We start from the raw sequence: 26,508 nt of genomic DNA, 5'->3' as shown, positions 1-26,508 counted from the left end.
CCTCCTAAGGATTATTCGACTCGTCCGCGCCGGGCGATGTCGGCTTGCAGGCGCTCGGCGAAAGCCGCCAGTGTCATGACGCCCAGATCCTGGCCGGCGCGGGTGCGTGCGGCGACGGTCTCCGTTTCCAGTTCCCGGTCGCCAGCCACCAGTAAGTATGGGACGCGTTGCAAGGTATGCTCGCGGATTTTAAAGCCGATCTTCTCGTTTCTCAAGTCAGTCGCAACACGGAAACCTTGTTGCATAAGGAATTTTTCGACCTGGGAGACATAATCGGCCTGATGGTCGGTGATGTTGAGCACCACGACCTGCACTGGCGCCAACCAGGCCGGCAGCGCGCCGGCATACTGCTCGATCAAAATACCGATGAACCGTTCCAGTGAGCCGAGAATCGCCCGGTGCAACATGACCGGTACCCGTTTGCCGCCGTCCTCGGCGATATAGTGGGCATCCAGCCGACCGGGCATGGAAAAATCCACCTGAATGGTACCGCACTGCCAGAGTCGGTCCAGGCAATCGCGCAACACGAATTCGATCTTGGGGCCGTAAAAGGCCCCCTCTCCGGGCTTGAGCTTCCAGGGCAATTCGGTGCGGTTCAGCGCCAGTTCCAACGCCTTTTCCGCCTTGTCCCACACCTCGTCGCCACCGACTCGCTGGTCGGGGCGGGTGGCCAGGGCCAGTTGCACTTCGTTGAAACCGAAATCGGCATAGACCCGGAACAGCAGATCCATGAACGCCGATACCTCGACCTGAATCTGTTCTTCGGTGCAGAAAATGTGGGCGTCGTCCTGCACGAAATTGCGCACCCGCATCAATCCGTGCAGCGTACCGGACGGCTCGTTGCGATGGCAGGAGCCAAACTCGGCCATGCGCAGCGGTAGGTCGCGATAGCTTTTCAGCCCCTGATTGAAAATCTGAATATGGCCGGGGCAGTTCATCGGCTTGACCGCGTAGTCGCGGTTTTCCGAAGCCGTGGTGAACATGTCGGCGCGGAACTTTTCCCAGTGTCCGGAACGTTCCCACAAGCTGCGGTCGATAATCTGCGGCGTGTGGACTTCCTGATAACCGTGTTCGCGCAACATCTGGCGGATGTAATTCTGAACTTCGACGTAGACCCGCCAGCCATGATCGTGCCAGAACACCATGCCCGGCGCTTCTTCCTGGACATGGAACAGGTCGAGTGCCTTGCCAACCCGGCGATGATCGCGCTTTTCCGCCTCTTCCAAGCGGTGCAGGTAGGCTTTCAGCGCCTTCTGATCGATCCAGGCCGTGCCGTAGATACGCTGCAACATCTCGTTGCGGGAATCACCGCGCCAGTAGGCGCCGGCCAGCTTCATCAGCTTGAAGGCTTTGAGCTTGCCGGTGGAGGGCACATGCGGGCCACGGCAGAGGTCGATGAAGTCGTCCTGCCGGTACAACGAAATTTCCTGGCTGGCCGGAATGTCGGCGATGATCCGCGCCTTGTACTCCTCGCCCATGTCGCGAAAAAAAGTCACGGCCTCGTCGCGCGGCATAACCGAGCGGGACACGGGGATATCGCGGGCGGCCAACTCCTCCATCCGGGTCTGGATGCGCTCCAAATCCTCGGGAGTAAAGGCGCGTTCGAAGGCGAAGTCGTAGTAGAAGCCGTTTTCGATGACCGGGCCGATGGTGACCTGAGCGCCTGGATACAACTGCTTGACGGCATGCGCCAGCAGATGCGCGCTGGAATGGCGCACGATCTCCAACCCTTCCGGGTCGCGTTCGGTGACGATAGCCAGATTCGCATCCCCGGTGATGAGGTGCGAGGTATCCACCAGCCGGCCGTCCACCTTGCCCGCCAGAGCAGCCTTGGCTAATCCCGCGCCGATCGCGGCGGCAACTTGGTGAACGCTAACCGGCTCGTCGAAAACGCGCTGGCTGCCATCTGGAAGCGTGATTACCGGCATCGCTGCAATTCTCTCGATCCGTTTGTTTAGCCTAGGCTTGTAAATAGTAAAGGGCGCGCCATGAAACCCTTCTTTTGGAAGGAAGGCGCGCCCTTTTGCAAAACGGTCTGTGTGCGCAACTCAACAAAAATCTGGTAGGCGCGATTGGACTCGAACCAACGACCCCCACCATGTCAAGGTGGTGCTCTAACCAACTGAGCTACGCGCCTAATGCGATAGGAGCGGAAGGGTACCCAATGGCGGCCGGCTTGGCAAGAGGTTAAAGGTATTTTTGCGATCCATGCTCGAGTCCCCGTGCCCCAAATCGGCTTGGCACTCATCGCAAAAAGATAATAATTAATTGATAGTTAACGCGATGTTCGACTTTTCAGGCGATCAGGCTCTCAAACTGCAGGTCTGACCGACCGATTTGCCGGTTCATGAAAATACCCAAGGTGTGCGCCAAGATTTTTCGGGCGATCCGACTCGTCAAGTGCCAAACATCCCGCGCCCGGATTTTCTCAAAATGAAACTGCTCGGTCAGTTGACCGATGACGGTTTCCACGAGGCGGCGGGTTCTCGTCAGTTGTTGGATGATCCAAGGCGCACGGGAATCGGCCATGTTCGCCCGCAAGGGGGTTTGCAAATCGATCCCCGTGGTTGCCAGTTCCGCCTGAAGACAGGCGCTCAGGTATCCCTTGTCGCCAATGACCAAGCCGTGAACGCCGTCCGTCAAATCCCAAAGCGCTTCGCGTTCATCACCGGCGGCGGGGGTCACCGTCCACGCCGTGATCACGCCATCGAATGTGATCATCAAGTGACCATGAAGTCCATAATAATACTGCTTTTTTGCCGCGCAATAGCCGAAGCCGGCCGCCTCGGGAAAACATCGGCATTGCGGGGCACGGGTCAGCATACACACCGGCATGGGGCAGCCATCGACGAGGTGAATAGGGTCCGTCACCGCCCCCAAGTCGATCAGCAGATGCCGATGCAGCCGCTGTTTGACGACCCAGAGATTGGCCGCTTGCTGGGCAAACGTGGTTCGCGATCCGAGTCTTGGAAACCACGACGGCCAATGACGACGGAAATACTTCCAGATGCCCACATCGGTATCCAAACCCAGAAACTCACCCACCACCTCCATGGTGATCACTTCGCTGTCCGCCAACTTCGGGGCAAAACCACGCTGGCGCAAGCGATGATCCCCCAGCAGGGCTTCCAGGTGTTCTTCTACCCAGCAAAACACCGTGATGATAAAGTCTTCAAGCGGCATGGCGGTCTCTCCGTGCGGTTGAGGTGGTTGGTTCCTCTCAGCTTAGCTCGCACCGTCATGCCGCATCGGTCTGCCCTCATCTCTCCTCGAAAAAGTCGAACATCGCGTTAGTTAGTGATTATATAGTTAAATCGGCGATGATGGGCCGCAGTACCAGTGCGTCGGATAGCTTGGGTTCAGCGGTTCGATCATGAGATGGGTTTGCCGCAACCTGGCGATCTGCCGCGCCGGTTCGTGATCGAAGGGAAATTCCGGGCGGATGCGAGACGCGGTTCCCCAGTAACCTAATACCATTTACGATTAGATTTTGTTATCATACTCATTTAACCTACTTTTATTGATCCAGTCATGAGCCGCTCATTACAAGTCGAAATCCACGAATCCTCCGAAGAACTAAAGCGCATAATGAATGAACAAACTCACGCCAAGTTTCGAGAGCGATTACAAATTCTATATTGGATTAAAAGTGAGATTTTTCATTCTTTACAAGAGTTAGCCGATCATTTAGGGCGATCGAAATCCGTCATTGTCAAGTGGCTCAAAGTATATCGTACCCAAGGCTTAATCGGGCTGTTGCAGTGGAATTATCATGGCGGCCGTCGTTCGAGAATTACCGAAGCTATGAGAGAGGCACTCCAGCGCCGTCTGGACGATCCGACTCATGGATTTCATAGTTACGGACAAATCCAGCAGTGGCTTCTCCAGGAATACGAGGTCGATATTCCTTATTCAACAGTGCATCAAGTCGTTCGTTATCAACTCAAAGCAAAACTTAAAGTGGCGCGGCCAACGAGCGTTCATCGCCATGAAGAGGCGGTGGTTTCTTTTAAAAAAAACTTCCACGACAACTTGAATTAATTGATATCCTTCAGCAAGTTGAAAATGAAGCAGTCCGGCCTTTACGGTATTGGTGCCAAGATGAAAGTCGCTTTGGATTAAAAACGATCACCCGGCGGGTCATCACCGCACTGGGGATTAAGCCAGTTGGTCCAGTTCAATGGACCTTTCAATCATTTTGGCTCTATGGTGCCATTGAGCCACTGAGTGGCGAAAACTTCTTTTTAGAATTTTCCCATTTAGATGCTGATTGCTTTCAGTGGTTTTTGAATGAATTTTCTAAAACTTATCCGCACAGCCTCAACGTAATTCAATTGGATAACGGTCGCTTTCATTCTGCCAAAAAACTCGTAATCCCCGATAATGTCGTCTTATTATTCCAACCGCCTTACAGTCCCGATGTGAACCCCATTGAGCGTGTTTGGCAATCAATGAAAGATCAATTGTGTTGGATCAATTTAAAAACCCTAGATGAACTACGTAAAAAAGTGGATGAACTCATTCAATCGCTTCTCCCAAGCGAAGTGGTTTCTTTGACCAGTTTTGATTTTATCTTATCCGCACTAAAGTAGTAAAATCTATTAGTAATCGGTATAAACCTTGATCCAGTCGCACCGTCCAGCTGTCGCCGTCGTTCCAAGTCAAGGTCAATTCGCGGGCATGAGGCAGCTTGCGGGAGGGTTTTTCCTGCCAGACCCAGGTTGGCCAAGTGCCCGCAAACCACGTTTCAACCACGCGCCGGCGATCTCCGGCGTCGCGCCAGTCATGAAACAACAGGCGGGGCATTTCCACGGCGGGCCGATCCAGTTCGGCGGTTTCGATGCCGATGGCCGTTTCCGGCGTCAGGCCGCCGGGATAACGGGTCAGACCGGTCAGCACACTATGCAGCAGCAGGAAAACCAGTGGCGAGCGCAGATAACGGTCGGCATAACGTACCGAACGCAAGGGCGTCGTACCGTGCAGGCGTTCGGCCCATTCTGGAACCTGCCGTTCCAGCAATTGCCACATGCGCTCGCCGAAGGTCGCGGATGGGCCATCGAGTTCGCGGGTTATGGACAGGGCGATGAGGCCCGGCGTGGCTTGGCGCAGGTCGGCTGGGGCAAGTCGTCGCCATGTGTCGGGCAAGGGTGTCAGGGGTTCAGATTCGGTTACGCGCACGAAGGGACCGCCATTCTTTCCTCCGCCCCAGGCCGGCCAAGGAATCAGCGCGGCAGGTTCGCGCGCCGCCCAGCGCACCCGCTGATCGACACCACCCATCTCCACCATTAGTGGCAAGTCTGCCGCCCGGCTCACGTCGGGCGCGCGATACAGTTCCGCGTCGGTGTAGGCCACCAGCGCTGCGAGTTCATCGCGCTGGCTGGCGTTGAGCTTGTCCAGCGTTGCCGCCGGGCCAATCAGGCGCACGCGGGTTCCGGCCTGCTTCCATCGTGTCAGATCGTCACGCAGCCGCCAGGCCAGCGGTTCCCAGTCCCGCGCCTCGCCCCCCAGATAAACCCGCAGTTCGGTTGCATCCAGCGATTGCCCTTCGCGGTTCAATGCCAAGACCAGCGGTTCCATTTCCAAGCGACTGTTGGCTCCGAAAGCCCGCAATTCGTCCGGCAACTCCAGCGCGGCCAGAAAATCAGCCGCCAGCAGGGCAATCGCGGCATGGCGATCGAGATGCTCCCGGTGATGTTGGGTATCGTGAGTCAGCAGGCAGCTTTGACAAGCGGCGTCGCAGTCGCGCGGACACTCCAGCGCTTTGCGGGCTTGTCGCAACAGCTCGGGCAAGTGGGAAGCAATCTGGCTGACATAGCCCGCGCCGCCCGTCGCCATATCGTACAGATAGAGCGAATAGGTGGCTTGATCGTCGGCATCATGCCGCTGTTGGGCTGCCGACACGCCGACTTCGGCTTCCTCGATGCCCAGATGCAGGCATAAGGCGCGGCGCAACGCCACGGCCAGGGTGTAAGCGGTCGTCTGGTCGATGGGTCTGCCAGCGAAATCGGACGGTTGTAGCTCGAAAATTTCGGTGTGCGCCACCACGCCCAACCGCACCTCACGCTGGATTGCCCAACTGGCTTCTTGGTTGCCGGGACAAAGTTGTTCCCGGTCGTTGAGGCGCCCACCGCGCAGGCGTTTGTGATTTTTTAGCGTCGAAGGCAAAACGCCCTGCTCGCTTTCCGAATCGGCCCGCCCGCAACGCAAACACAGCGCATAGCCTTCACCGTAAAGTCCGTCGCTGTAGTGGAACAGAGAGCCTTGAGCAGTCGTTCGGTAGCAACCCAACACCGGATTCGGCAACGGCATCCAATCCGCGCCTTCCAGCGAGATGAGCGGATTACGCACCGGGATGTACTGGGGCAAGGTGATGTCATTGTGAGGTTTATCGCGAAGATCGACAGCAAAACCCGCCGGTTGGATGAAGCGATAGTAGTTGAAACTGTTGCGACCGCTCGCGCCGCAATGCGGGCAACGCTCGGGCATGGTGATCCGGGTTCCGTTGTGGCCGCACTTTCGGCAGCGCCAGACCCAGCGCAAGTTCTGAATTTCCGGCTCCGCTTCGGCTTCGGCAGGGATTTGCCAGTTCAGAGTCACGCCGCTGCTGTGATAAACCCGCCCGTCCAGTACGGTGTCCGTGCCGGGCGCATAGTCGCGTATGGCGATAGCAAGATGGCGACTCGGATAGCCAGCCCGACGTGAACGGTTATCCTCGCGCTCGTTGCCGCTGTTTTTCTTCTTCCCAGCCAAGTCTTCCATCGTCGTGGTGACGAACGGCACGACATCGGTGGGAAAACCGTAACCCGGCAGGAATCCCAGATTGGCCAGTTCGCCCAGTAGATATTCACCGCGCAGCCGCTGCAACTGAATCGCGACAGCCTGTTCCGGCTTGCTGTCGCCTTCGCGAGTTGCAACGATCTTTTGTTGGTCCAGCAAAGCGTCCAACTCGCGCCGCCAGCGTTCGGCAACCCGGCGCATGGTTTGCGCGGTGCGAGCCAGCAGGTAGGCGGTGGATCGGCCTGCCAGCACGGTGCGATGGGTCAGGGCGGCCAGCCCCGCGGCCATTTGGTCAGCGGATGATGCTTCCTCGCACCAGGCGGCGAAGCGGTCGCAGGGTGCCGAAGTTTCCGCATCGGCGGATTCAAAAAACCAGCCGGTATGCAGGCGGCGAATGTCGGGCGCGCAGGCGCGCAAAAAAGCCGCCAGCGCCAAGGCATTGAGGTGGCGTTGCACGATGGGTTCGCTTTGCAGGGCGACGCGCGGCAGACCGAGCCGGCTGACGAACGGCCAGAGCGGGTTTTGGAACACCGCCTCGCCTTGGGGAGTGGCCTTGCAAAGCGTGAAACTGAGCGCGGCGGTTTCGCCCCGGCGTCCGGCCCTCCCGGCCCGTTGCAGGAAGTTGGCCGGGTGCGGTGGGACATTGTTCATGGCGACGGCGGTCAAGCCACCGATGTCCACTCCCATCTCCATGGTGGTGGAGCAACTCAACAGATTGATCTGACCGGCCTTGAATGCGGTTTCGCGGCGGGTCAGGTTTGCGCCGGCAATTTGCGCCGAGTGCTCCATGACGCGAATGTAGCGGCGATGTCGGGCCAGCCGGTCGCTGAGGTCGGGCCAGGCGCCCAATGCCCGTAATGCGCGGACCTGTGGATCAGATTCCAGCCAGTTATCGGCTTCTCCAGGATCGCGGCCCAGCCAGAACGGATGCGGAACACGAGGCATTTCGACCCGGTGGCATTGCGTCAGGGCGTCGGGCGCGGGCAGCCCCGGTAGATAGGGCGTGGTCTCGCGGAACACGACGGGCAGCAGACGGCGGGTCATCGGGCAAAACCAGGCTTCGCGTACCTCGGTCAGCACGGCCTGTTTTTCCAATTCCAATTGAAAACCGTTTTCGGTTTGGGAGAGCAAGGGGCGAATGCCGTCCCAGATGGCGATGAGCATTTCCTCCAATTGGCCGCGTTGTTCCGCATCCTCGATATCCAGGCGGAACACATGACCGAGCAGGCGGATCAGGCGAGTTCGCTTGGCCCAGGGGGAATAGGCTGAAGGCCAGGCACGTTGAATTTTCCGATTGACCACTGGCACACCTGGTGTCAGCAGAAAATTAGGCCAGCCGGGATAACCAAGCCAACGAGTCACATCCGGCGGCGCTTGAACGGTCGGTTTTCCGCTGCGCAGAAAGTAATCGACTGCGACTTGCAGCAGCGCCCGCCACTCTTTCGGTTTGACGCCACGCTGCTTCATCACCGCCGGTGGGTCAGCCTTTTCCAAAACCGGGTAGCACAATTGCGCCAGTCCCAGACCCTCCAGTGAAAACTGCCGTCTGGGACGCAGGAAGAATTCTCGTAACAGGCAGAGCTTGACCAATAAACGATCAGATAACAGGCCGAAGGTCAGTTCCTTGAGCGCCGGCAACAACCAGCGATGGAAGTCGTCGGCACCGAGTAGCTTGTTCTCGGCTTCTTCCCACGTCAGGCGGCCCAGCGGCGGCGCTTCCAGTTTCGTCAGTTCCTGGCGCTGTCGCGCAAGCATTCCTTTCAGGTCGGGCACCAATTTGACCGCTTGTTCCAACTTGGCAATATCGGCTTGGATTTTTGCAATTTCCGCCGAAGCGGTTGGTTGAGCGCTGGCGATCAGGGAGTGGTAAAGCAGGCTCCGCACATAGTCGCGTTCGCTTTCCTGCTGCAACTTGGCGGCGAAGCGAGCGGTGCCCTGGCGGCTGTCGGTGAAGGTGATCAGCCGCCGCCCATCGAGCGGTCGGGGTTCCTGTCCCTCGATCAACGGCGGCATGGCTTCAAGCAGAGTTGGAATAGCGACACCCAGCAGAAACGGTGCCCCGACACGCACTGGACGAAACAGCATTCGCTCGCGCTCTTTATCCCCGCAAACCGCGCATTCCAACCCCTTTTCGCCAGGGAACCGCAGATGCACGGGAATACCGGTCGAGCCTGACGAGTCGAGCCGCCCATTCGCAGCCAAGCCCCAATTTTGTTGCGTGGCTTGATCGAATCGGGTCAACAGTCGCGGTTGTTGCATCGTTGGCGCGCTGGGCGTCGTGGCACTTTCCTCACCCTCGTCGTCGGTTATGGGTTCCAGTTCCTGCTGAAACTCGTCCTCGTTCAGATCGCACTCACGCGGAACCAACCAGTCGTTACCGTTTTCGTGCTGTTCGGCGGCTGCCAGATATTCAGCTCCGCATTCCCCGCACTGCACCAGTTCAAAAACCGGATTCCCGCAATGCCGGCAGTGCTCCCGCCGTTCCAGAAACACCGCGCCAAACGGCCAGGCCGATTGATCCAGCACAGTACCGGTTCGCCCGGAACACGCGCCGTTGGCGCAGGCCCACAAGCCGCTGACAGTCCGCTGGAACAGGTGGCCGCGCAATGGCAGGAACGGTTCGTCCTGAGCATTTTCCGCTTGGGCGCAGAGATCGAGCCATTGCAAGGTCTCCCGACGGGCCGACGCATCGTCGCGATTCAGCAGCGTTTGCGCCAGTTCGCTCAACCGGCTGGCTCGCTCCACCAATCGGGCGCGCAACTCACGCATTCGCCCGTCGCTCGCCAAGGCGATAAAGCGTTCCTGGGCGGATCGAGCGCGCAGCGTTTCCAGATCGGGACAAGGCAAGTTGTTATTGAGCAATGCCTCCGGTAGAGCGGGGATTTCGCGCCGGCCTTCGATGACCCGTACCCGATCCACCGATACGCCCGCCACATCCGCCAGAAATTCGGCCAATTGCCGGCGGGAGGTTTCGCTGGCCTCGCCGAGCGTGGCCGACGTGGCGATGAAGCGCACTTCTCCGGGGTGGCAACCGAACGTGTGCAGCACCCGCCGCAACAACAGGGTCAATTCCGCCGCCTGCGAACCAGCGTAGGTATGCGCTTCGTCGATCACGATCCAGCGCAATTGGCCCCGCGATTGTTCGATGATCGGCCGGTCCTCATTGCGCACCAGCAGGTATTCCAGCATGGTCGAGTTGGTGACCAGCAACGGCGGCGGATTCGCGCGCAAGGTTCGGCGGTCGGCCACCTCACATTGCCAGTCGCTGCTTCTGGCCTGATCCGGCGTGTCGCCGTTGTAGAGGCAGAAGCGGATACCGCCGTTGAACGGTTCCGACCAGGCGACCAACCGATCCTTCTGGCTCTTGATCAGCGCGTTAAGCGGGTAGAGAAACAGCGCCATGACCCCGGTCAGTGGCGCTTTCTGGCGCTGTTCGAGTTCTACCGCCAGATCGTTGAGGATCGGGATCAGGAAGCATTCGGTTTTGCCGGAGCCGGTGCCGCTGGTGACCAGAATCGAGCGCGGTGGCTGATCTTGAATCAGGGTTTGCCAGGCTTCCAACTGATGACGGTAAGGCCGTCGTCGGGCGGGAAAGCTGTAATCCTCGCTTAACCCCTTTTTTTGCGGTTCGCGCAAGGCCCGAACCAAATCGGGATGCAGCAGCTTGCCTTCGAGTCCACCGAGCGTCCGCTCTGCCGGTTGCCAGCCAAAGCTGGCCTCGAAAACTGGATCAGCCAAAAATGCGCCCGGTGTGCCCGCCTGCCGGTCGAATAGCGCGCGCAGATACTCGCGCAGAGCATCGTTGCGGAAACCGCACAAACCCAGGACCGCGCGCGTGGCGCGGCGGCCCAGTTGCTCGACCAGCGTGCTGTAAAATTGCGTGCGTTCCATGATTCAGGCTTCCGGCGGTCGTTGAGCGAGGCCCAGGGTCAACGCGATGGCATGGACATTATCGAACCACTCCCGGTCGAAAGCGCGCAGCAGGCGCAGTTCGTAGATCAATCGCTCGTTGGGAGTGACGCCATTCAGGCTTAGATGCGCGGCGACGAAGGGCGCGCACCGTACCGGCTGATAGAAGGGAGCGAGGTGGGCAAAACGGTATTTTGGAGCAATGTCTCGCCGCCAGCCCATCACCTCAACGCTCTCCGGCCATTTTTCTTCTGCGTCATGGCGTCCCATCAATTCCTGCTCCAGCACTTCAATCTGCTGTTCCAAGCATGACGGATAGCAGCGCGCCATACTCAGTTCACTGCCTTGCAGCGGCTGTTCGGGAAATAACAATTCCTGAAGCCAGTCGCACAACGGTCGCCAATAAGGACGACGGGCGCTGGCGCGTTCCCGGAATCCTTGGAACAGGCCAAAAACCATCTCCGCGCCCTCCTCCATTTCCGCCAGCGTAGCCTGAAGTCCCTCAAAATAGGTGATTGCCGCCTCCCGCCAAGTGTTGACCGCCAGCAAAACCCACAAAAACGGCATTTGCCGGGAAAGCGACCAGACCGGCTCGAAAGTCTCATCATCGGCTTTGAATAAGGCCAGCGCCAACGTGTGGGGGTGAGTCGGCAACCCGCGCAGTACATCCAGCGAACTCGGTGGAAATTCCCGCGCCAGTCGCACATAGTCAAATAACAGCGGCCAGTCAGGATGATCGGGGTTTTGCCCCAGTTCGGCGAGAATGGCGTTTAATTTCCGCTCTCGTTGCTCGGAATCGGCTTCCCGAATCGCCACCATCAACGAGCCATCGGAAAATTCGACAGGCGGATCGTCAGCGGTTGCGACCCAGAGCAGCGGGCGAAACCGCGCCCAGTCGCCATCCCGTCCCACCACCCACCAAGGACCAGGATCGAGATCAGGAGGGACTTCCCAACAAGCTGTCTGGTTCGGGCTGGCCTGCGGAACGACAGGTGGATCTGCTGGCGCCCAGAGTCGGATCATCTGCAACTGGACGCGCGTCTTCCATTCTGGGCCAAGCCGGGTCAGGGAATCCTCGGGAATACGCACCAGGCCTGCCGCGCGGTCGGGTTCGATCACTGCATCAAAACGGGACGCTCGTATTTTCGCGAGCCGTTCACCTTGGGCGGTCTCGACCACCAACCGCACTTGAGCATCCAGATTGCGACTGCTGGCCAGCAGGGAAGCGATGCGCTCCTGCCAGGGAAGCAACAAAACTTCGAGTCGCCCCTGTTCGAGAAATGGCAGGCATTCGTGAAATCTTTGGCGAAAGTCTTGCGCGGTTTCGCCCGCGCAAGCGATCAGTTCGCCTTTCAGCCAGAAGTGACGGCCACTGGCCGGGTCCTGAACGAACAGGCGCAGACCGCCCAGTCGATCCAGAGGAATCCAATCATCGTTGGGCAACGACTGTCCTGCCAGTCGAAAAAACGCGCCCCGCTGGGGATAGGGCAGAATCAGCGCAATTGGTTGCGATCCAGGCCAACTCAGCAGAAGGGTCAACGGCGGTGGCAAGACGCCCGGCAAGGACGGGCATACGATCCGCGCCTGATCCTCGGTATGGTTGATGGAGACATCAGCGGGGCTATCCGGGTCGAGCCGCACTTCGGCTCCGGCCAGTCCGGTCAATCGCACGACGCCGACTTGGTTTCCTGTGCCGATATCGGCTTCGATGTGAAAATTGCAGGGCGCCACATCAGTCTGCCGCCGGCAACATTCCGCGCCGCTGGCGTCAATCAGCCGCACCCAAATCCTCCCTCGCGCCGCTTCGCAGCTTTCCCGCCAGGGCTCGGTATTGCCCAGAAACCGCCATTGCCGTGGCCCGATAGCCGGTTGTCGCCGACCCTCCCGATCAAACGCCTGAAAGTGTGGAATACCGCGATACAACGGCCGCTGCTGAAGTGCTTGGGGAATGGTGTCGCCGACCACAACGAAGGTTTCCGCCGACTCGGTTTCCGCTCGGCAGGCGATGCGGTAGCGATCCTGTTGCGGGGTCAATAGCTCGATCTCACCGCTGACCCGGTACACCACTCGGTCGAGTTCGGCGATGGTTCCCAAGCCTTCGCAAACGCCCGCTACCTCTCGTGGAATGAGTTCCGGGGCGGCCAAAACCCAAGCCTGTTCCGACCGGGTGCGGGCCGAACCTTCGGTCAACCATTCCCTTTCTCCCGACGCCCCCCGCCCGACAAATACCCAAGGAGAATCGCCCCACGGTTCGCCATCCCGTACCGTCAGGGCGTACTCCTGCTGGCCGTCGTGCAAGCTCAACCAGTGAGGTTGCCAGACCGCCGCGCCGGCGAGTATCACCCCGCCGTGCCGCAGCCATTCCCGACGGTACGAAGCGGATTTGCCCTCACCTTGAATCCGCGTCAACCAAGCTACTGCTTCGGTACCGGCGGATGTATGCAGCAGCAGGCGCCAGCGGGGCCGATCCACCGCTGACGAACCGATCCATTCGCCGATCTGAACGCCGGTCGGACGCTCCGGCACTTCCAGGCACTTTTCCACCTGCCAGCCGGACAGGGTTTCCCGTAACCGTCCCCGCCAGCGCAGCTGGGCCGTACTCTCACGAGCCAGTTCGCCGGAACGGCGCACCAAACCCGTCAACAGTGTTTCCGCCACTCGATCTTCCAGCCGCAACGGCAAGTTCCGCCGCCAGTCCGGAACTTTGGCGTCAAGCGCCGCGAGGGGATCGACGGCCTCACCGATCAACGATTGCAATTCACCGACTTTGGCAATGAGCGTGCCAGCCAGATGAAACACAGCGTCTTGACGCAGGCTGCGCGGCAAACGGTGGGCTTGTTGCTGGGCAATGAGCGTAGCGGCTTGAACGTCGCCCCGACCGGTTCGGTAATAGCTTTCGAGAACGGTGCGGAAAAACTGGGTCAGGTGGGCATTTTCCTGCTGGAGCAGGCGCAGCGGCAACCCGCCTTCACAGACCATCGTCATTAGGAACAGCCGGCTGCCGTGTGTACTGCGCAGTAGGGGGCGTCGCCACCACTTCAGGCCCTTTTCGACCCACTCACTGATTTGCTGATGAGGTGGCGCTTCCATGCCCAGCGGACGGAACACCGTTTCCCACGTCCAGTTACCCTCGGCGTGTTCCCGGCGGAAGGTCTCAGCGGCGTAGAGGCAGAAAATGGGCGCAAAGCGGGTTGCCAACCGACCTTGCGGGTCCAGGAGAATGATTTGATGAAAGTGGGTTCGGAAGTCCACGTATTGAACATCGCCCATTTTGTACGCATACAACGGGCGACCGTCAGGCGTGGTTTGCCGGGTGTGGGTAAAGAGAAATCGCGCCAACCAGTCCATATCGTCGTTTCCAAATTGGAGTGATACCTGTCATAAAAGTAGTCACTCTGACGCATTTTGCTGGATTCAGTAGACATCCGCGATTTGGCGAAACAGCTCGTTTCAGGTGATTGCGATTCCCTCTCGGTGTTAACGATGGCTCACTGCGGGCATTCCCAACCCCAACCGCTGAATCCGCTGAATTTCATCCCGCAGTTTCGCGGCTTCCTCGAATTCCAGATCGCGGGCGTGGCGATACATCGCCTGTTCCAACTGCTTGATCTTCTTCATCAGCAGCGCCGGTGATTCGCGGGCGTAGGCGGCGGTTTCCTCGGCGACCTTGGCGTATTGCATCGCCGGCGTCGGCGCGCCCGGATACGCGCCTTCCATGATGTCGGCCACCGCCTTCTGAATCCCGCGCGGGGTGATGCTGTGCGCCTGGTTATACGTCTGCTGCTTGGTCCGACGCCGATCGGTTTCGTCCAGCGCCCGCCGCATCGAACCGGTGATCCGGTCGGCGTACAGAATCGCCTTGCCGCGCAGATTACGGGCGGCGCGGCCGATGGTCTGAATCAGCGAGCGCTCGGAGCGCAGGAACCCTTCCTTGTCGGCGTCGAGAATCGCCACCAGCGACACCTCCGGTAAATCCAGCCCTTCCCGCAACAGGTTGATGCCGACCAGCACGTCGAACTGACCCAAGCGCAGATCGCGGATGATCTCGACCCGCTCCACCGTGTCGATGTCGGCGTGCAGATAACGCACCCGCACCCCGTTCTCGGCCAGATACCCGGTCAAATCCTCGGCCATGCGTTTGGTCAAGGTGGTGACCAGCACCCGTTCCTTGCGATCCGCGCGCTCGCGAATTTCGCCGAGCAGATCGTCCACCTGATGCTGGGCGGGACGCACTTCGACCTCGGGGTCCACCAAGCCGGTGGGACGCACCACCTGCTCCACCACCGCGTCGCCGGAATGCGCCAACTCGAACGGGCCGGGCGTGGCGGAAATGAACGCGGTCTGACCGCTCAACCGCTCGAATTCGTCGAAGCGCAAGGGCCGATTATCCAGCGCCGACGGCAGCCGAAACCCGTAATCGACCAGCGTTTCCTTGCGCGAACGGTCGCCCTTGTACATCGCGCCCAATTGCGGCACGGTCACATGGCTCTCGTCGATGAAAATCAGCGCGTTCGGCGGCAAGTAATCGAACAGGGTCGGCGGCGCTTCGCCCACCTCGCGGCCGGACAGATGGCGGGAATAGTTCTCGATGCCGCTGCAATAACCCAGTTCCAGCATCATCTCGATATCGAAGCGGGTGCGCTGCTCCAAACGCTGCGCTTCCAGCAGCTTGTTGGCGGTGTGCATCTCGGCCAGCCGTTCGCGCAATTCATCCTTGACCGCGTCCACCGCCCGCAAAAGCTGCTCGCGCGGGGTGACGTAATGAGTCTTGGGATACACGGTATAGCGCGGCGTCTTGCGCAACACATGCCCGGTCAACGGATCGAACAGACTAAGCGACTCGATCTCGTCGTCGAACAATTCCACCCGCACCGCCTCGGTATCGGATTCGGCCGGATGGATGTCGATCACCTCGCCACGGACCCGAAAGGTGCCACGCGCCAACTCCAGGTCGTTGCGGGTGTATTGCAAATCCGCCAGCCGGCGCAGGATGGCGCGCTGATCGACCCGCTCGCCGCGCACCAGATGCAGCAACATCTTCATATACGACTCGGGGTCGCCCAAGCCGTAAATCGCCGATACGGTGGCCACGATGATGGTATCGGGCCGCTCCAGGATGGCCTTGGTCGCCGACAGCCGCATCTGCTCGATGTGTTCGTTGATCGAGGCATCCTTCTCGATATAGGTATCGGACGAGGGCACGTAGGCTTCCGGCTGGTAGTAGTCGTAATAGGAGACGAAATACTCCACCGCGTTGTCGGGGAAAAACGCCTTCATCTCGCCGTACAGTTGCGCCGCCAGGGTCTTGTTGGGCGCCAGCACCAGCGCCGGACGCTGCACGGCGGCAATGACGTTGGCAATGGTGAAGGTCTTACCGCTACCGGTCACGCCAAGCAGCGTTTGATGCGCCAAGCCGTCGTTCAGACCGGCGACCAGCGCGCGGATGGCGTCCGGCTGATCGCCGGCGGGTTGGAAGCGGGCGCGAAGGGTAAAAGGCTTTTTCGTTTGCATGGGGAAATTGGTTGGCATGGGAATTTTCAGTATGATCCGACAATCTGAGCCATTTCCGTGTTCAACTTTTCGGTCCGTATCCAGGAGTCCCCGTGAGTACCCCTCTTTCCGAACGTGTACAGCGCATCAAACCTTCCCCTACTCTGGCGGTGACCGCCAAAGCCAACGAACTGAAGGCCGCCGGCAAGGATGTGGTCGGCCTGGGCGCCGGCGAGCCGGATTTCGACACGCCCGACTTCATCAAGGATGCCGCCATCCAGGCCATCCACGCCGGTTTCACCAAATACACGCCGGTGGGTGGCACGGCGAGCCTGAAGAAAGCCATCATCGCCAAGTTCCAGCGCGATAACGGCCTGAGCTACGAGCCGAAGCAGATTCTGGTGTCCTGCGGCGGCAAGCAGAGCTTTTACAACCTGGCCCAGGCGTTGCTGGACAGCGGCGACGAAGTGATCATCCCCGCGCCGTACTGGGTGTCCTACCCCGATATGGTGCTGCTGGCCGACGGCACGCCGGTGATCGTCGAGGCCGGCATCGAACAGCATTTCAAGATCACCGCCGCGCAACTGGAAGCCGCCATCACCCCGCGCACCAAGCTGCTGGTGATCAACAGCCCCTCCAATCCGACCGGCGTCGCCTACAACGCCGCCGAATTGAGCGCGCTGGGCGAAGTGCTGCGCCGGCATCCTCAGGTTTATATCGCCACCGATGACATGTATGAGCATATCCAGTGGACGGGAGAACCATTCCGCAACATCCTCAACGTCTGCCCGGATCTCTATGATCGCACCATCGTGCTGAATGGCGTCTCCAAGGTGTATTCGATGACCGGCTGGCGCATTGGCTACTGTGGCGGTCCCAGCGACTTGATTACCGCCATGACCAATATCCAGTCGCAGAGCACCTCCAACCCGACCTCGATCTCCCAGGTCGCGGCGGAAGCCGGGATCAACGGCGATCAGTCTTGCGTCGCGACCATGACCCAGGCGTTCAAGGAGCGTCACGACTACGTCTATCAGATGCTGAAGGCAATGGAAGGGGTCGAGGTCGCGCCGGCCGATGGCACCTTCTACATCTTCCCCAGCTTCCAGAAGGTGATCGAGCGGCTGGGCCTGGCCAACGATATCGCCTTTGCGGAGCTACTGCTGAACGAAGGCGGCGTGGCGCTGGTGCCGGGCTCGGCCTTCGGCGCCGAAGGCTGCGCGCGCATCTCCTTCGCGACCAGCATGGACAATCTGGTTAAGGCACTGGAGCGCATCCAGCGGGTGATCGCGCGCTGAAGATCGCGCCATGCGGCCGGTCACCCGCATTTCAGGGGACCGGCGGTCGCCAAACCCGGCGCGATTCGGCTAAAGTGACCCCTCCCGATTGACTGTTCCCCGGCCCCCTGGCCGGGGATTTGGCCCGAGATGCCTTGCCCATCATGCGCGACTACCTGATCGCACCCTCGATTCTCTCCGCCGACTTCGCCCGGCTCGGCGCGGAAGTGGACGCCGTGCTGGCGGCGGGCGCGGACTGGGTGCATTTCGACGTTATGGATAATCACTACGTCCCCAACCTGACGGTCGGCCCCCTGGTGTGCGAGGCGCTGCGCAAGCACGGGGTCACCGCGCCCATCGACGCCCATCTAATGATCCGGCCGGTGGACCGCATCATCCCCGACTTCGCCCAAGCCGGCGCGACCTACATCACCTTTCACCCGGAAACCAGCGACCATATCGACCGCAGCCTGCAATTGATCCGCGACTGTGGCTGCCGCTCCGGGCTGGTATTCAATCCCGCCACTCCGCTGGAATACCTGAAATACGTGATGGATAAGGTGGATATGGTGCTACTGATGTCGGTCAACCCCGGTTTCGGTGGCCAAAGCTTCATCAACGGCACCCTGAAAAAATTGCGCGAGGCCCGGCGGCTGATCGACGACAGCGGCTATCCGATCCGGCTGGAAGTGGACGGCGGCGTCAAGATCGACAACATCCGGCTCATCGCCGAAGCGGGCGCCGACACCTTCGTCGCCGGCTCGGCCATCTTCAACACTCCCGACTATCGGGCCACCCTCGCCGCCCTGCGCGCCGAACTGGCTCAGGCGGACCCCTAACCATGTTTGAGAATATCGCGGCCCTTTTCTTCGATCTCGACGGTACCCTGGTGGACAGCGTCCCCGACCTGACCGCGGCGATCAATGTCATGTTGCGGCAACTGAAGCTGCCGGCGCGCGAAGAAGCGCAGGTACGCACCTGGGTCGGCAACGGCATGGACAACCTGATTCGCCGTGCCTTGGTCGGCAAGATGGACGGCAGCCGGGTCGAGCCCGAACTGTTCGCCCGCGCCAAACCGCTGTACCGGGCCGCCTACGCCGACCATATCAGCGTCTACAGCGCGGTTTACCCCGGCGTCCGCGCGGGGCTCGCCGATTTGCATGCCGCCGGTTTTCCCATGGCCTGCGTCACCAACAAGCCCGCCGAGTTCGCGCAACCGCTGCTGGAACGGCTCGGCATCGGCGAGTTCTTTGCCACCGTGGTCGGCGGTGAATGCATCCCCCAGCCCAAACCGGCCCCGGACGCGCTGCTGCTGTGCGCGGAACGCCTGCGCGTGCCGGTCGCGCAAGGGCTCATGATCGGCGACTCGATCAACGATGTGGGCGCTGCCCGTAATGCCGGTTGTCCCATCGTGTGCGTGCCCTATGGCTACAACCACGGCCGCGACATCCGCGATGCCCAACCGGACGCCGTGATCGACTCCATCGCCGAGTTGCCCGCCCTGCTGCGAAAGACGACCTGATGTCTCCTCCTCCGCTCCGCCGCCCCGCGCTCCCGAAACCGGCCCCGGATTTTCGATGGCGTCGCCCGGACTGACGCCTTCCGCTTTTTTGACGCCGTTTCCCGTTTCCGTTGCCCGAGGCTGTTTCACCCATGAGCCCGAACGAATTTCAACGCCTGCTTGGCGAGGGTTTCAACCGCATTCCGGTCGCCCGCGAAGTGCTGGCCGACCTCGATACTCCGCTCAGCACCTACCTTAAATTGGCCGACGCACCGTACAGCTACCTGCTGGAATCGGTGCAGGGCGGCGAGAAATGGGGCCGCTATTCGATCATCGGTCTGCCCTGCCGCAAGATCGTCCGGGTACGCGGCCAGCGGATCACCGTCGAACACGCTGGCGAAATCGTCGAAGCGCTGGAGTGTCCCGACCCGCTGGACTGGATTCAGGATTTCCAGAGCCGCTACCGGGTGCCGGCCACCGGCGAAGGCTTGCCGCGCTTCATCGGCGGGCTGGTCGGCTATTTCGGCTACGACACCGTCCGCTATATCGAGCCCCGGCTGGCCACCTGCCCGAATCCCGATCCGCTGGACAACCCGGACATTTTGCTACTGGTGTCCGAGGATCTGGTGGTGTTCGACAATCTGGCCGGACGACTGTACCTGATCACCCTGGTGGACCCGGCGGTGGAACGTGCCCTGGCCCGCGCCCAGCAACGGCTGGACGAGTGGGTGGAGAAACTGCGCGCGCCCCGCTCGCTCTACGCCCCGCGCCGTCCAAGTCCCGAGGTGGACGAGATCCAATTCGTCTCCGGCTTCACCCAGCAGGGTTATGAAAACGCGGTCGAGCGGATCAAGAAGTACATTCTGGCCGGCGACTGCATGCAGGTGGTGCCCTCGCAGCGCCTGTCGGCGCCGTTCCGGGCCGCGCCGCTGGATCTGTACCGGGCGCTGCGCGGCTTGAACCCCTCGCCCTACATGTATTTCCTCAACCTGGGCGACTTGCATATCGTCGGCTCCTCGCCGGAAATCCTGACCCGGCTGGAAGACGGGCTGGTGACGGTGCGGCCGATCGCCGGCACCCGCCGTCGCGGCGCCACCGAGGAACAGGATCGGGCGCTGGAAGCCGAGATGCTGGCTGATCCCAAGGAGCTGGCGGAACACCTGATGTTGATCGATCTGGGCCGCAACGACGTCGGCCGGGTCAGTGAGATCGGCAGCGTCCGCCTGACCGAGAAGATGGTGGTCGAGCGCTACTCGCACGTCATGCACATCGTCTCCAACGTGACCGGGCGGCTGCGTCCCGAACTGAGCACCATCGACGCGTTGCGCGCCACCTTTCCGGCCGGCACGGTCAGCGGCGCGCCCAAGATCCGGGCGATGGAGATCATCGACGAACTGGAGCCGGTCAAGCGCGGGGTCTACGCCGGGGCGGTCGGCTATCTATCCTGGTCCGGCAATATGGATACCGCCATCGCCATTCGCACCGCCGTGATCAAGGATGGGTTTTTGCACGTTCAGGCCGGCGCCGGCATCGTCGCCGATTCCGTGCCGGAAAACGAATGGGAAGAGACCATGAACAAGGGCCGTGCCCTGTTCCGGGCGGCGGCGCTGGCGGAACGGGGGCTGGACGAACCCAGGGCGGTGGGGAAAAAGACCTGAGGCCCAGCGGGAAAGGCGGCCGCCTTCAATCCTGGTCGCCTTCCTCGTACCAGCGGGACCAGACGAACCCGCTGCCACCCATCGGAATCTCCGTTTCGGCATGACCGCTTTCGCGAGTGGTGGGCGCGGGTCCCGGTCTGATCCCGCCGTATTGCCGGAGCTGCTGAAGCTCCGGGTTGATCGCGTTCAGCACCTGTTGCGCGTGGGTAGCGCCCTGGGTGTAGAAGGAAAAACCGCAGACAACCTCACCGGTACTGGCGACCCCGTCTCCCACTCGCCCTACCCCATGCGAATTCCAACGAACCGCATCGAACCCGTACAATGCAGCCAGCACACCAACGAACAAAACGGGTTCCCACCCGGATATCCAGAATATCTGTTGGACGCACTCCCTAGCCGCGCCAAGAGGTTCACTCGTCATGTTGCTCATGATCGACAACCACGACTCCTTCCGGTCAAGAAAAGCGCTTGCACGTCGTCGATAACTTTGCAATTTGGGGAGTGATCGACTCCCACGGCCGCCGGACTTTCTCTGCAAATCAAGGAGATACCATGAGTTCCGCAGCAGCACCACAACCCGTGCCCAGCGTCATACGCACCGAGCTCGCACTCTGGGCAGGCCTAGTCACCACCCTGCTTTTCCTGGTCTTTGGGGACCGCTGGGTGGCCGACCTGTCGAACCTGCTCTGGTATGGCCTGCTCTTCACCTGGCTCTTCGTGGTGATCGCATGGCTGGCGTTCAGCGTCGTCCGGCACGCCGACGCACTGGCCATCCTGCTTGGCGAGCCCTACGGCACGATCATCCTCACACTCTCGGTGATCGTCATCGAGGTGGCCATGATCTCCGCGGTGATGCTCACCGGCGCGGATAATCCCACCCTCGCGCGGGACACCCTCTTCTCGGTCTTGATGATCGTGCTGAACGGCATGCTGGGAGTCACGCTGCTCGTGGGAGGTCTCCGGCATCGCGAGCAGAGCTACAACCTTCAGGGCGCCGCCACCTACCTGGGCGTTCTCATCCCCCTGGCGGGTCTGAGCCTGATTCTGCCGCGCTACATGGAGGGCGCGCCGGGCGGTGAGGTGACACTGCTGGTGGAGGGATGGCTGGTCGTGGTCTCGGCCGGCTTGTACGGAGCCTTCCTCTGGATTCAGACCTTGCGCCACAGCAGCTACTTCACCCAACTCCAACCCCACGACGGCACCGAAGCAGTCTACCCCGATCACCACGGTCATCCACCTGTACGTTCCATTGGATATCACGCCCTCTTTCTACCACTCACCATGCTCCCGATCGTGCTGCTCTCGAAGAAAATGGCGCTGCTGGTCGAGCACGGTCTCAGCAGCCTGGGTGGACCCCAAGCCTTGGGGGGCCTCTTCATCGCGGTGCTCGTGCTGGCGCCGGAAGGCGTCGCGGCCATCAAGGCCGCCCTGGAAAACCAACTCCAGCGCACCGTCAACATTGCCATGGGCTCGGCGCTCTCGACCATCGGGCTGACCATCCCGGCCGTGCTGGTCATCGGCATGGTCACGGGCAAGACGGTGGAGCTCGGACTCAGCCCCGCCAACATCCACCTGTTGCTTCTGACCCTGCTGGTCACCGTCGTGAATTTCAGCGCCGCGCGCACCAACGTCCTGCACGGCATCGTTCACCTCGTGCTCTTCATCACCTATCTGGTATTGATCTTCGACTGAGTACGGTTTTCGTACCATCTCTTGGCTACCAAGCGCTTGAACCCCCTCCCACCTGTATGGACCGGAGAGATGGATAACAGGTGTTCGGGGACATCGGGGTCGTCCAAGAGCAAGGAGACGACACGGTCGCTCCGGAAAAATCCGAGGCCGATCAAGTCAGTTGTGATTTCCCGAAAAACTCGCGCTGCGTGGCCTGGACGACCGCGACGATGGCCGGATGTAGCAGCCGGCGTTCGGTGGTGATGGCGTAGAGCTGCTCGGCCACCGAGTCGATACGCCCAATCGCCTGGACGGCGTATTGCCGGCACACGTACTCGGAAATCGCCGTGGGTGCCACGAACAGGCCGGCGCCGGCCTGACCGAAAGCCTTGAGCAGGGCGCTGTCGTCAAATTCGCCCACGATGCACGGATACAAATGCTGTGCCTCGAACCATTGAATCAGTTTGGGTCGAGTGGCAACGTCTTCTCCCGGCATCAGGAACGGCGCCTTGTCGAGCAGCGCGGGAAACGTCCCCGTCAGGGACCGCGCCAAACCCGGCGTGGCGAACACCGTCAGATCGCTTTCCCCAAGAAAGTGGCTGTAGCCCCGAACGTTCAGATTGGTGGGCATGGGCCGGTCGGCGATCACCAGATCGAGATGATGAACCGCCATCTCCGCCAGCAGTGGCGCCAGCCGGCCCTCCCGGCAGATAAGCCGTACCGGTTCATCGATACGCAGCGCCGGTTCGACCACGCGATAAGCCACCGACTTCGGCACTGAATCGGCGATGCCGACCCGAAACGGCAGGCTCTTGCGCGCCGTCCGGTCGAGAGCGACTTCCAGCAGTTCGTTGCCGAGCGCGAAGATCTCGTCCGCGTAACTGAAGATGCGCCGCCCCATTTCGGTCAGTTCCAGACCGCGCCCGACGCGGCGAAACAGCTCGATACCGAGACTCTCCTCCAGTTCGCCCAATTGACCGCTGATGGATTGCGGCGTCAGATGCAATTGCTTGCTGGCGCTGGCGACGCTGCCCGCCTTGGCGACCATCCAGAAATAACGCAGGTGCTTGAAGTTGAGGTTGGCCATAAGCCTGCAATACATCGAATAAATCGAATGATTATTAAACATTATTCGGATTGTTGGATATTTCATTCATCCCTACACTTCATGATGTTTTCAACTCGATTAAGGAGTGGCTTCATGAAGATCAACATCCAGGCGCGAGGTTTTGAACTGGCCGACAGCTTGCGCGAGCACGCCGAACGGCACCTGCGATTCGCACTCGGTTGGGCCGACGACCACCTGCGTCAGGTCTCGGTCCGCCTTTCCAGTCAAAGCGGTCCCCGCGCAAGCAAGAACAAACGCTGCCTGATCCAAATCGACTTTCCCGGCGCGCAGGACGTGATCATCGAGGATATCGAAGACGATATCTACATCGCCATCGACCGGGCCGCTGACCGGGCCAGCCGCTCGGTGGCGCGCCAGTTGGAGCGACTGCGCGACCATCGTCATGGCCCGGCTCCCGCGGTCGGCGCGGATGACACGAACACCCTACCTCTCCACTGAATCCGATGCGGGCCGCTCCGCGCGGCCTGGGAAAAACCCGATGAAATACCTGCCGGAACTTTTTAGCGCCAACGCCCGCTGGGCCGAGGAGACGCGGGCCGCCGACCCCAATTTTTTTGTTGGATTGGCGGCGCTGCAAACTCCCGCCTACCTGTGGATCGGCTGTTCGGACAGCCGCGTGCCCGCCAATCAGATCACCGGCCTGAAGCCGGGCGAGGTGTTCGTCCATCGCAACGTGGCCAACGTGGTGGTGCACACCGATCTTAACTGCCTCTCGGTGATGCAATTCGCCATCGAGGCGCTCAAGGTCCAGCACATCATCGTCTGTGGTCATTACGGCTGCGGCGGCGTGAAGGCGGCCCTGGAGGGGGCGTCACTGGGGCTGATCGACAACTGGCTGCGCCATATTCAGGACGTGCGCGACCGATATGCGGATTTCCTCGCCAGCCTGCCGGACCCAGAGACACGCTGGCGCGCTCTGTGCGAGTTGAACGTGATCGAACAGGTGCGCAACGTCGCCCGCACCACCCTGGTGGGCGATGCCTGGCGGCGAGAGCAACCGCTGATGCTGCATGGCTGGATCTACGGCCTGACGGATGGTCGCCTGCAGGATCTTCAGGCTTCCATCAAGGAAAGCGCCGAACTCCAATCGACCATCGACCTGGCGACAGCGGGCGTGCGGTCGCGCTACATGGCAACTTGAGATCCGTCTCAATCGGATTCCCTGTGTTTTACCGACCGCACCGTTGTGGACCGTGCGGAAATATCACGAATATCCAACCTCGAAAACTAATGAGGATATAAGCATGGCTAAAGAACTCTACGCCTTAGGAGAACAACCGCCGCTAGGCGAAATTCCCGAAAAGATGCACGCCTGGCTGATCCGCGCCGAGCGATTTGGCACACCGATGGAAGCCTTCCAGCAGGAAGTGGTCAAGGTCCCGCCGATCGCGGATGACGAAGTCCTGGTCTACGTCATGGCCGCCGGCATCAACTACAACAACGTCTGGGCCGGATTGGGGATTCCAGTCAACGTCATTGGCGCGCGCAACAAGGCCGGCGAACCGGAAGACTTCCACATCGGCGGCAGCGACGCCTCCGGCATCGTCTACAAAATCGGCAAGGACGTCACCCACGTTAAGGTCGGCGACGAGGTAGTGGTGCATTGCGGCACCTGGGATCGCAACTGTTCCTGGGTCAAGAGCGGTGGCGATCCCATGTACTCGCCCACCTTCCGCATCTGGGGTTACGAAACCAACTACGGCAGCTTCGCCCAATTCACCAAGGTGCAGGCCCAGCAGTGCATGCCCAAGCCCAAGCACATGAATTGGGAAGAAGCCGCCGCCTACGTGCTGGTCGCCGCCACCGCCTGGCGCATGCTGCACGGCTGGGGCGCCAACGCCATCAAGAAAGGCGACGTCGCCCTGATCTGGGGCGGCGCCGGCGGGCTCGGTTCCATGGCCATCCAGATCGTCAAAGCGGCCGGCGCCACCCCGATCGCCATGGTGTCCGGCCAGGACAAGTTCGACTATTGCATGAAGTTGGGCGCCAAGGGCTGCATCAACCGCAACGACTTCGACCACTGGGGCATGTTGCCGCACTGGAAGGACAGCGTCGGCTACGCCAAGTGGCTCAAAGGGGTGCGGGCCTTCGGCGCCAAGATCTGGGAGGTGCTGGGCGAGAAGCGGGCGCCCAACATCGTCTTTGAACACCCCGGCGAAACCACCATTCCCACCTCCATCTTCGTCTGCGACACCGGCGGCATGGTCGCGGTCTGCGCCGGCACCACCGGCTACAACGCCACCGTCGATCTGCGCTACCTGTGGATGCGGCAAAAGCGTCTGCAAGGCTCGCATTTCGCCAATGCCGAGCAGTCCTACCAAATGAACGAACTGGCGCTGCGCGGGTTGCTCGACCCCTGTCTGTCGCGGGCCTTCACCTATGCCGAACTGCCGGTCGCCCATCAGCTTATGCACGATAATAAGCATCCGCACGGCAACATGTCGGTGCTGGTCGGCGCCACCGCATTTGGCCAGGGCGCCAGCGGCCAGCCGCCGGTCACGACCCCTCACCCGACGCTACCCCAAGGCGACATGCACACCACCCCACATCCCTACCCGATGTCCGAGCCGCTGCCCGGCATCGCCGAGGCCGAGGCGATCGTCATCACCGACGACGGCACCCGGGTCAAGGATCTGATGCATCGCGGGATCATCGCCTGCGGGCCGGACGATACGGTGGCCCAAGTGGCGAAACTGATGATCGACCAGGAAATCCACGCCGTGGTGGTCATGGACGGCGGTCAGGCCACCGGCGTGGTGTCGCAAACCGACCTGGTGCTGGCCCGTCAGGGCCGCACCCCCGAGGAGGCCCGGGCGCTGTTGGCCCGCGCCATCATGACCCCCGGCTGCGCCACCTGCGACGCGGCAATGCTCTTGAGCGAGGCGGTCAGCCTGATGACCGGTCGGCGCATGCACCGCCTGGTGGTCACCGAAAACAACCAGCCCACCGGGGTGATCTCCATGACCGATGTGGTCCGTAAACTCATCGGGGCGTAAATCGGCGAACATAGGGAGGGGTGCTCACGCGCCCCTATCCGGCCTTCTCATACCAATTCTGAATAGGTTTTCGTCATTCCCGCGAATGCGGGAATCCAGG

15 protein-coding genes, 1 tRNA gene and 1 pseudogene are annotated in these 26,508 nt (G+C 60.8%); 9 read left to right on the top strand and 8 right to left on the bottom strand.

Annotation, left to right across the window (positions count from 1 at the left end; all coding sequences use genetic code 11):
* Positions 1-11 precede the first annotated feature (11 nt).
* From thrS to IPM89_03835, 3 genes are all read right to left on the bottom strand, one after another.
* Positions 12-1,928 carry a threonine--tRNA ligase gene (gene thrS / locus IPM89_03845; protein QQS54974.1) on the bottom strand — a complete coding sequence of 639 codons (1,917 nt, stop codon included), beginning with the start codon at positions 1,926-1,928 and terminating at the stop codon, positions 12-14.
* Positions 1,929-2,060: 132 nt separating this feature from the next.
* Positions 2,061-2,137: transfer RNA gene (locus IPM89_03840), tRNA-Val, on the bottom strand.
* 158 nt (positions 2,138-2,295) lie between these two features.
* Positions 2,296-3,183 carry an IS982 family transposase gene (locus IPM89_03835; GenBank protein QQS54973.1) on the bottom strand — a complete coding sequence of 296 codons (888 nt, stop codon included), beginning with the start codon at positions 3,181-3,183 and terminating at the stop codon, positions 2,296-2,298.
* 348 nt (positions 3,184-3,531) lie between these two features.
* Between IPM89_03835 and IPM89_03830 the strand changes: the two are divergent.
* Positions 3,532-4,592 (top strand): annotated as a pseudogene (locus IPM89_03830) (IS630 family transposase).
* Here IPM89_03830 and IPM89_03825 read toward each other — a convergent pair.
* The 3 genes from IPM89_03825 to uvrB form a co-directional block, all read right to left on the bottom strand.
* The gene (locus tag IPM89_03825) at positions 4,570-10,668 is read right to left on the bottom strand and encodes a DEAD/DEAH box helicase (GenBank protein QQS54972.1); all 6,099 of its coding nucleotides are present in this window, start codon (positions 10,666-10,668) and stop codon (positions 4,570-4,572) included. The pseudogene IPM89_03830 and the gene IPM89_03825 overlap by 23 nt on opposite strands.
* Positions 10,669-10,671: 3 nt before the next feature.
* Positions 10,672-14,025 carry a hypothetical protein gene (locus tag IPM89_03820; GenBank protein ID QQS54971.1) on the bottom strand — a complete coding sequence of 1,118 codons (3,354 nt, stop codon included), beginning with the start codon at positions 14,023-14,025 and terminating at the stop codon, positions 10,672-10,674.
* A gap of 138 nt (positions 14,026-14,163) precedes the next feature.
* Positions 14,164-16,197, bottom strand: coding sequence for an excinuclease ABC subunit UvrB (gene uvrB / locus IPM89_03815; protein QQS54970.1), 2,034 nt, complete (start codon positions 16,195-16,197; stop codon positions 14,164-14,166).
* A gap of 92 nt (positions 16,198-16,289) precedes the next feature.
* Between uvrB and IPM89_03810 the strand changes: the two genes are divergently transcribed.
* The 4 genes from IPM89_03810 to IPM89_03795 all read left to right on the top strand — a co-directional run bounded on the left by IPM89_03810 (position 16,290) and on the right by IPM89_03795 (position 20,612).
* The gene (locus IPM89_03810; GenBank protein QQS54969.1) at positions 16,290-17,474 is read left to right on the top strand and encodes a pyridoxal phosphate-dependent aminotransferase; all 1,185 of its coding nucleotides are present in this window, start codon (positions 16,290-16,292) and stop codon (positions 17,472-17,474) included.
* A gap of 143 nt (positions 17,475-17,617) precedes the next feature.
* Positions 17,618-18,292, top strand: coding sequence for a ribulose-phosphate 3-epimerase (rpe, locus tag IPM89_03805; protein ID QQS55776.1), 675 nt, complete (start codon positions 17,618-17,620; stop codon positions 18,290-18,292).
* Between the two features lie 2 nt (positions 18,293-18,294).
* Entirely contained in the window at positions 18,295-18,975 is a 681-nt protein-coding gene (locus tag IPM89_03800) for a phosphoglycolate phosphatase (protein QQS54968.1), read from the top strand.
* A 131-nt stretch (positions 18,976-19,106) separates the two neighbouring features.
* A complete protein-coding gene (locus tag IPM89_03795) occupies positions 19,107-20,612 on the top strand; it encodes an anthranilate synthase component I (protein ID QQS54967.1) in 1,506 nt (501 codons plus the stop codon).
* A gap of 25 nt (positions 20,613-20,637) precedes the next feature.
* Here the strand turns inward: IPM89_03795 and IPM89_03790 are convergent, their stop codons facing one another.
* Positions 20,638-20,958: a hypothetical protein gene (locus IPM89_03790; protein QQS54966.1), complete on the bottom strand. Its 321-nt coding sequence runs from the start codon at positions 20,956-20,958 to the stop codon at positions 20,638-20,640.
* 206 nt (positions 20,959-21,164) lie between these two features.
* On the opposite strand from IPM89_03790, the gene IPM89_03785 reads away from it, so the two are divergent.
* Positions 21,165-22,304: a calcium:proton antiporter gene (locus tag IPM89_03785; GenBank protein QQS54965.1), complete on the top strand. Its 1,140-nt coding sequence runs from the start codon at positions 21,165-21,167 to the stop codon at positions 22,302-22,304.
* Positions 22,305-22,455: 151 nt separating this feature from the next.
* Here IPM89_03785 and nhaR read toward each other — a convergent pair whose 3' ends face one another.
* Positions 22,456-23,370 (bottom strand): transcriptional activator NhaR, encoded by a 915-nt coding sequence (nhaR, locus tag IPM89_03780; GenBank protein ID QQS54964.1) that lies wholly within the window; start codon positions 23,368-23,370, stop codon positions 22,456-22,458.
* Positions 23,371-23,484: 114 nt separating this feature from the next.
* Here nhaR and IPM89_03775 point away from each other — a divergent pair, with 114 nt between their 5' ends.
* From IPM89_03775 to ccrA, 3 genes are all read left to right on the top strand, one after another.
* Complete coding sequence (locus IPM89_03775; protein QQS54963.1) at positions 23,485-23,850, top strand: HPF/RaiA family ribosome-associated protein; 366 nt, start codon at positions 23,485-23,487, stop codon at positions 23,848-23,850.
* A gap of 40 nt (positions 23,851-23,890) precedes the next feature.
* Positions 23,891-24,553: a carbonate dehydratase gene (gene can, locus IPM89_03770; GenBank protein QQS54962.1), complete on the top strand. Its 663-nt coding sequence runs from the start codon at positions 23,891-23,893 to the stop codon at positions 24,551-24,553.
* A gap of 103 nt (positions 24,554-24,656) precedes the next feature.
* Positions 24,657-26,408 (top strand): crotonyl-CoA carboxylase/reductase, encoded by a 1,752-nt coding sequence (gene ccrA / locus IPM89_03765; GenBank protein ID QQS54961.1) that lies wholly within the window; start codon positions 24,657-24,659, stop codon positions 26,406-26,408.
* Positions 26,409-26,508 lie beyond the last annotated feature (100 nt).

This window comes from Candidatus Competibacteraceae bacterium, from assembly GCA_016699715.1.
GTDB lineage: Bacteria > Pseudomonadota > Gammaproteobacteria > Competibacterales > Competibacteraceae > Competibacter.
Note: the sequence above shows the minus strand (reverse complement) of the source record. Positions and strands in the feature narration are given on the sequence as shown.

Coding starts and splice junctions, on each gene's coding strand:
- IPM89_03795 (QQS54967.1), top strand. CDS start 19,107: ATGAGCCCGAACGAATTTCAACGCCTGCTTGGCGAGGGTTTCAACCGC.
- IPM89_03775 (QQS54963.1), top strand. CDS start 23,485: ATGAAGATCAACATCCAGGCGCGAGGTTTTGAACTGGCCGACAGCTTG.
- thrS (QQS54974.1), bottom strand. CDS start 1,928: ATGCCGGTAATCACGCTTCCAGATGGCAGCCAGCGCGTTTTCGACGAG.
- ccrA (QQS54961.1), top strand. CDS start 24,657: ATGGCTAAAGAACTCTACGCCTTAGGAGAACAACCGCCGCTAGGCGAA.
- IPM89_03825 (QQS54972.1), bottom strand. CDS start 10,668: ATGGAACGCACGCAATTTTACAGCACGCTGGTCGAGCAACTGGGCCGC.
- IPM89_03800 (QQS54968.1), top strand. CDS start 18,295: ATGTTTGAGAATATCGCGGCCCTTTTCTTCGATCTCGACGGTACCCTG.
- IPM89_03785 (QQS54965.1), top strand. CDS start 21,165: ATGAGTTCCGCAGCAGCACCACAACCCGTGCCCAGCGTCATACGCACC.
- nhaR (QQS54964.1), bottom strand. CDS start 23,370: ATGGCCAACCTCAACTTCAAGCACCTGCGTTATTTCTGGATGGTCGCC.
- can (QQS54962.1), top strand. CDS start 23,891: ATGAAATACCTGCCGGAACTTTTTAGCGCCAACGCCCGCTGGGCCGAG.
- IPM89_03835 (QQS54973.1), bottom strand. CDS start 3,183: ATGCCGCTTGAAGACTTTATCATCACGGTGTTTTGCTGGGTAGAAGAA.
- rpe (QQS55776.1), top strand. CDS start 17,618: ATGCGCGACTACCTGATCGCACCCTCGATTCTCTCCGCCGACTTCGCC.
- uvrB (QQS54970.1), bottom strand. CDS start 16,197: ATGCAAACGAAAAAGCCTTTTACCCTTCGCGCCCGCTTCCAACCCGCC.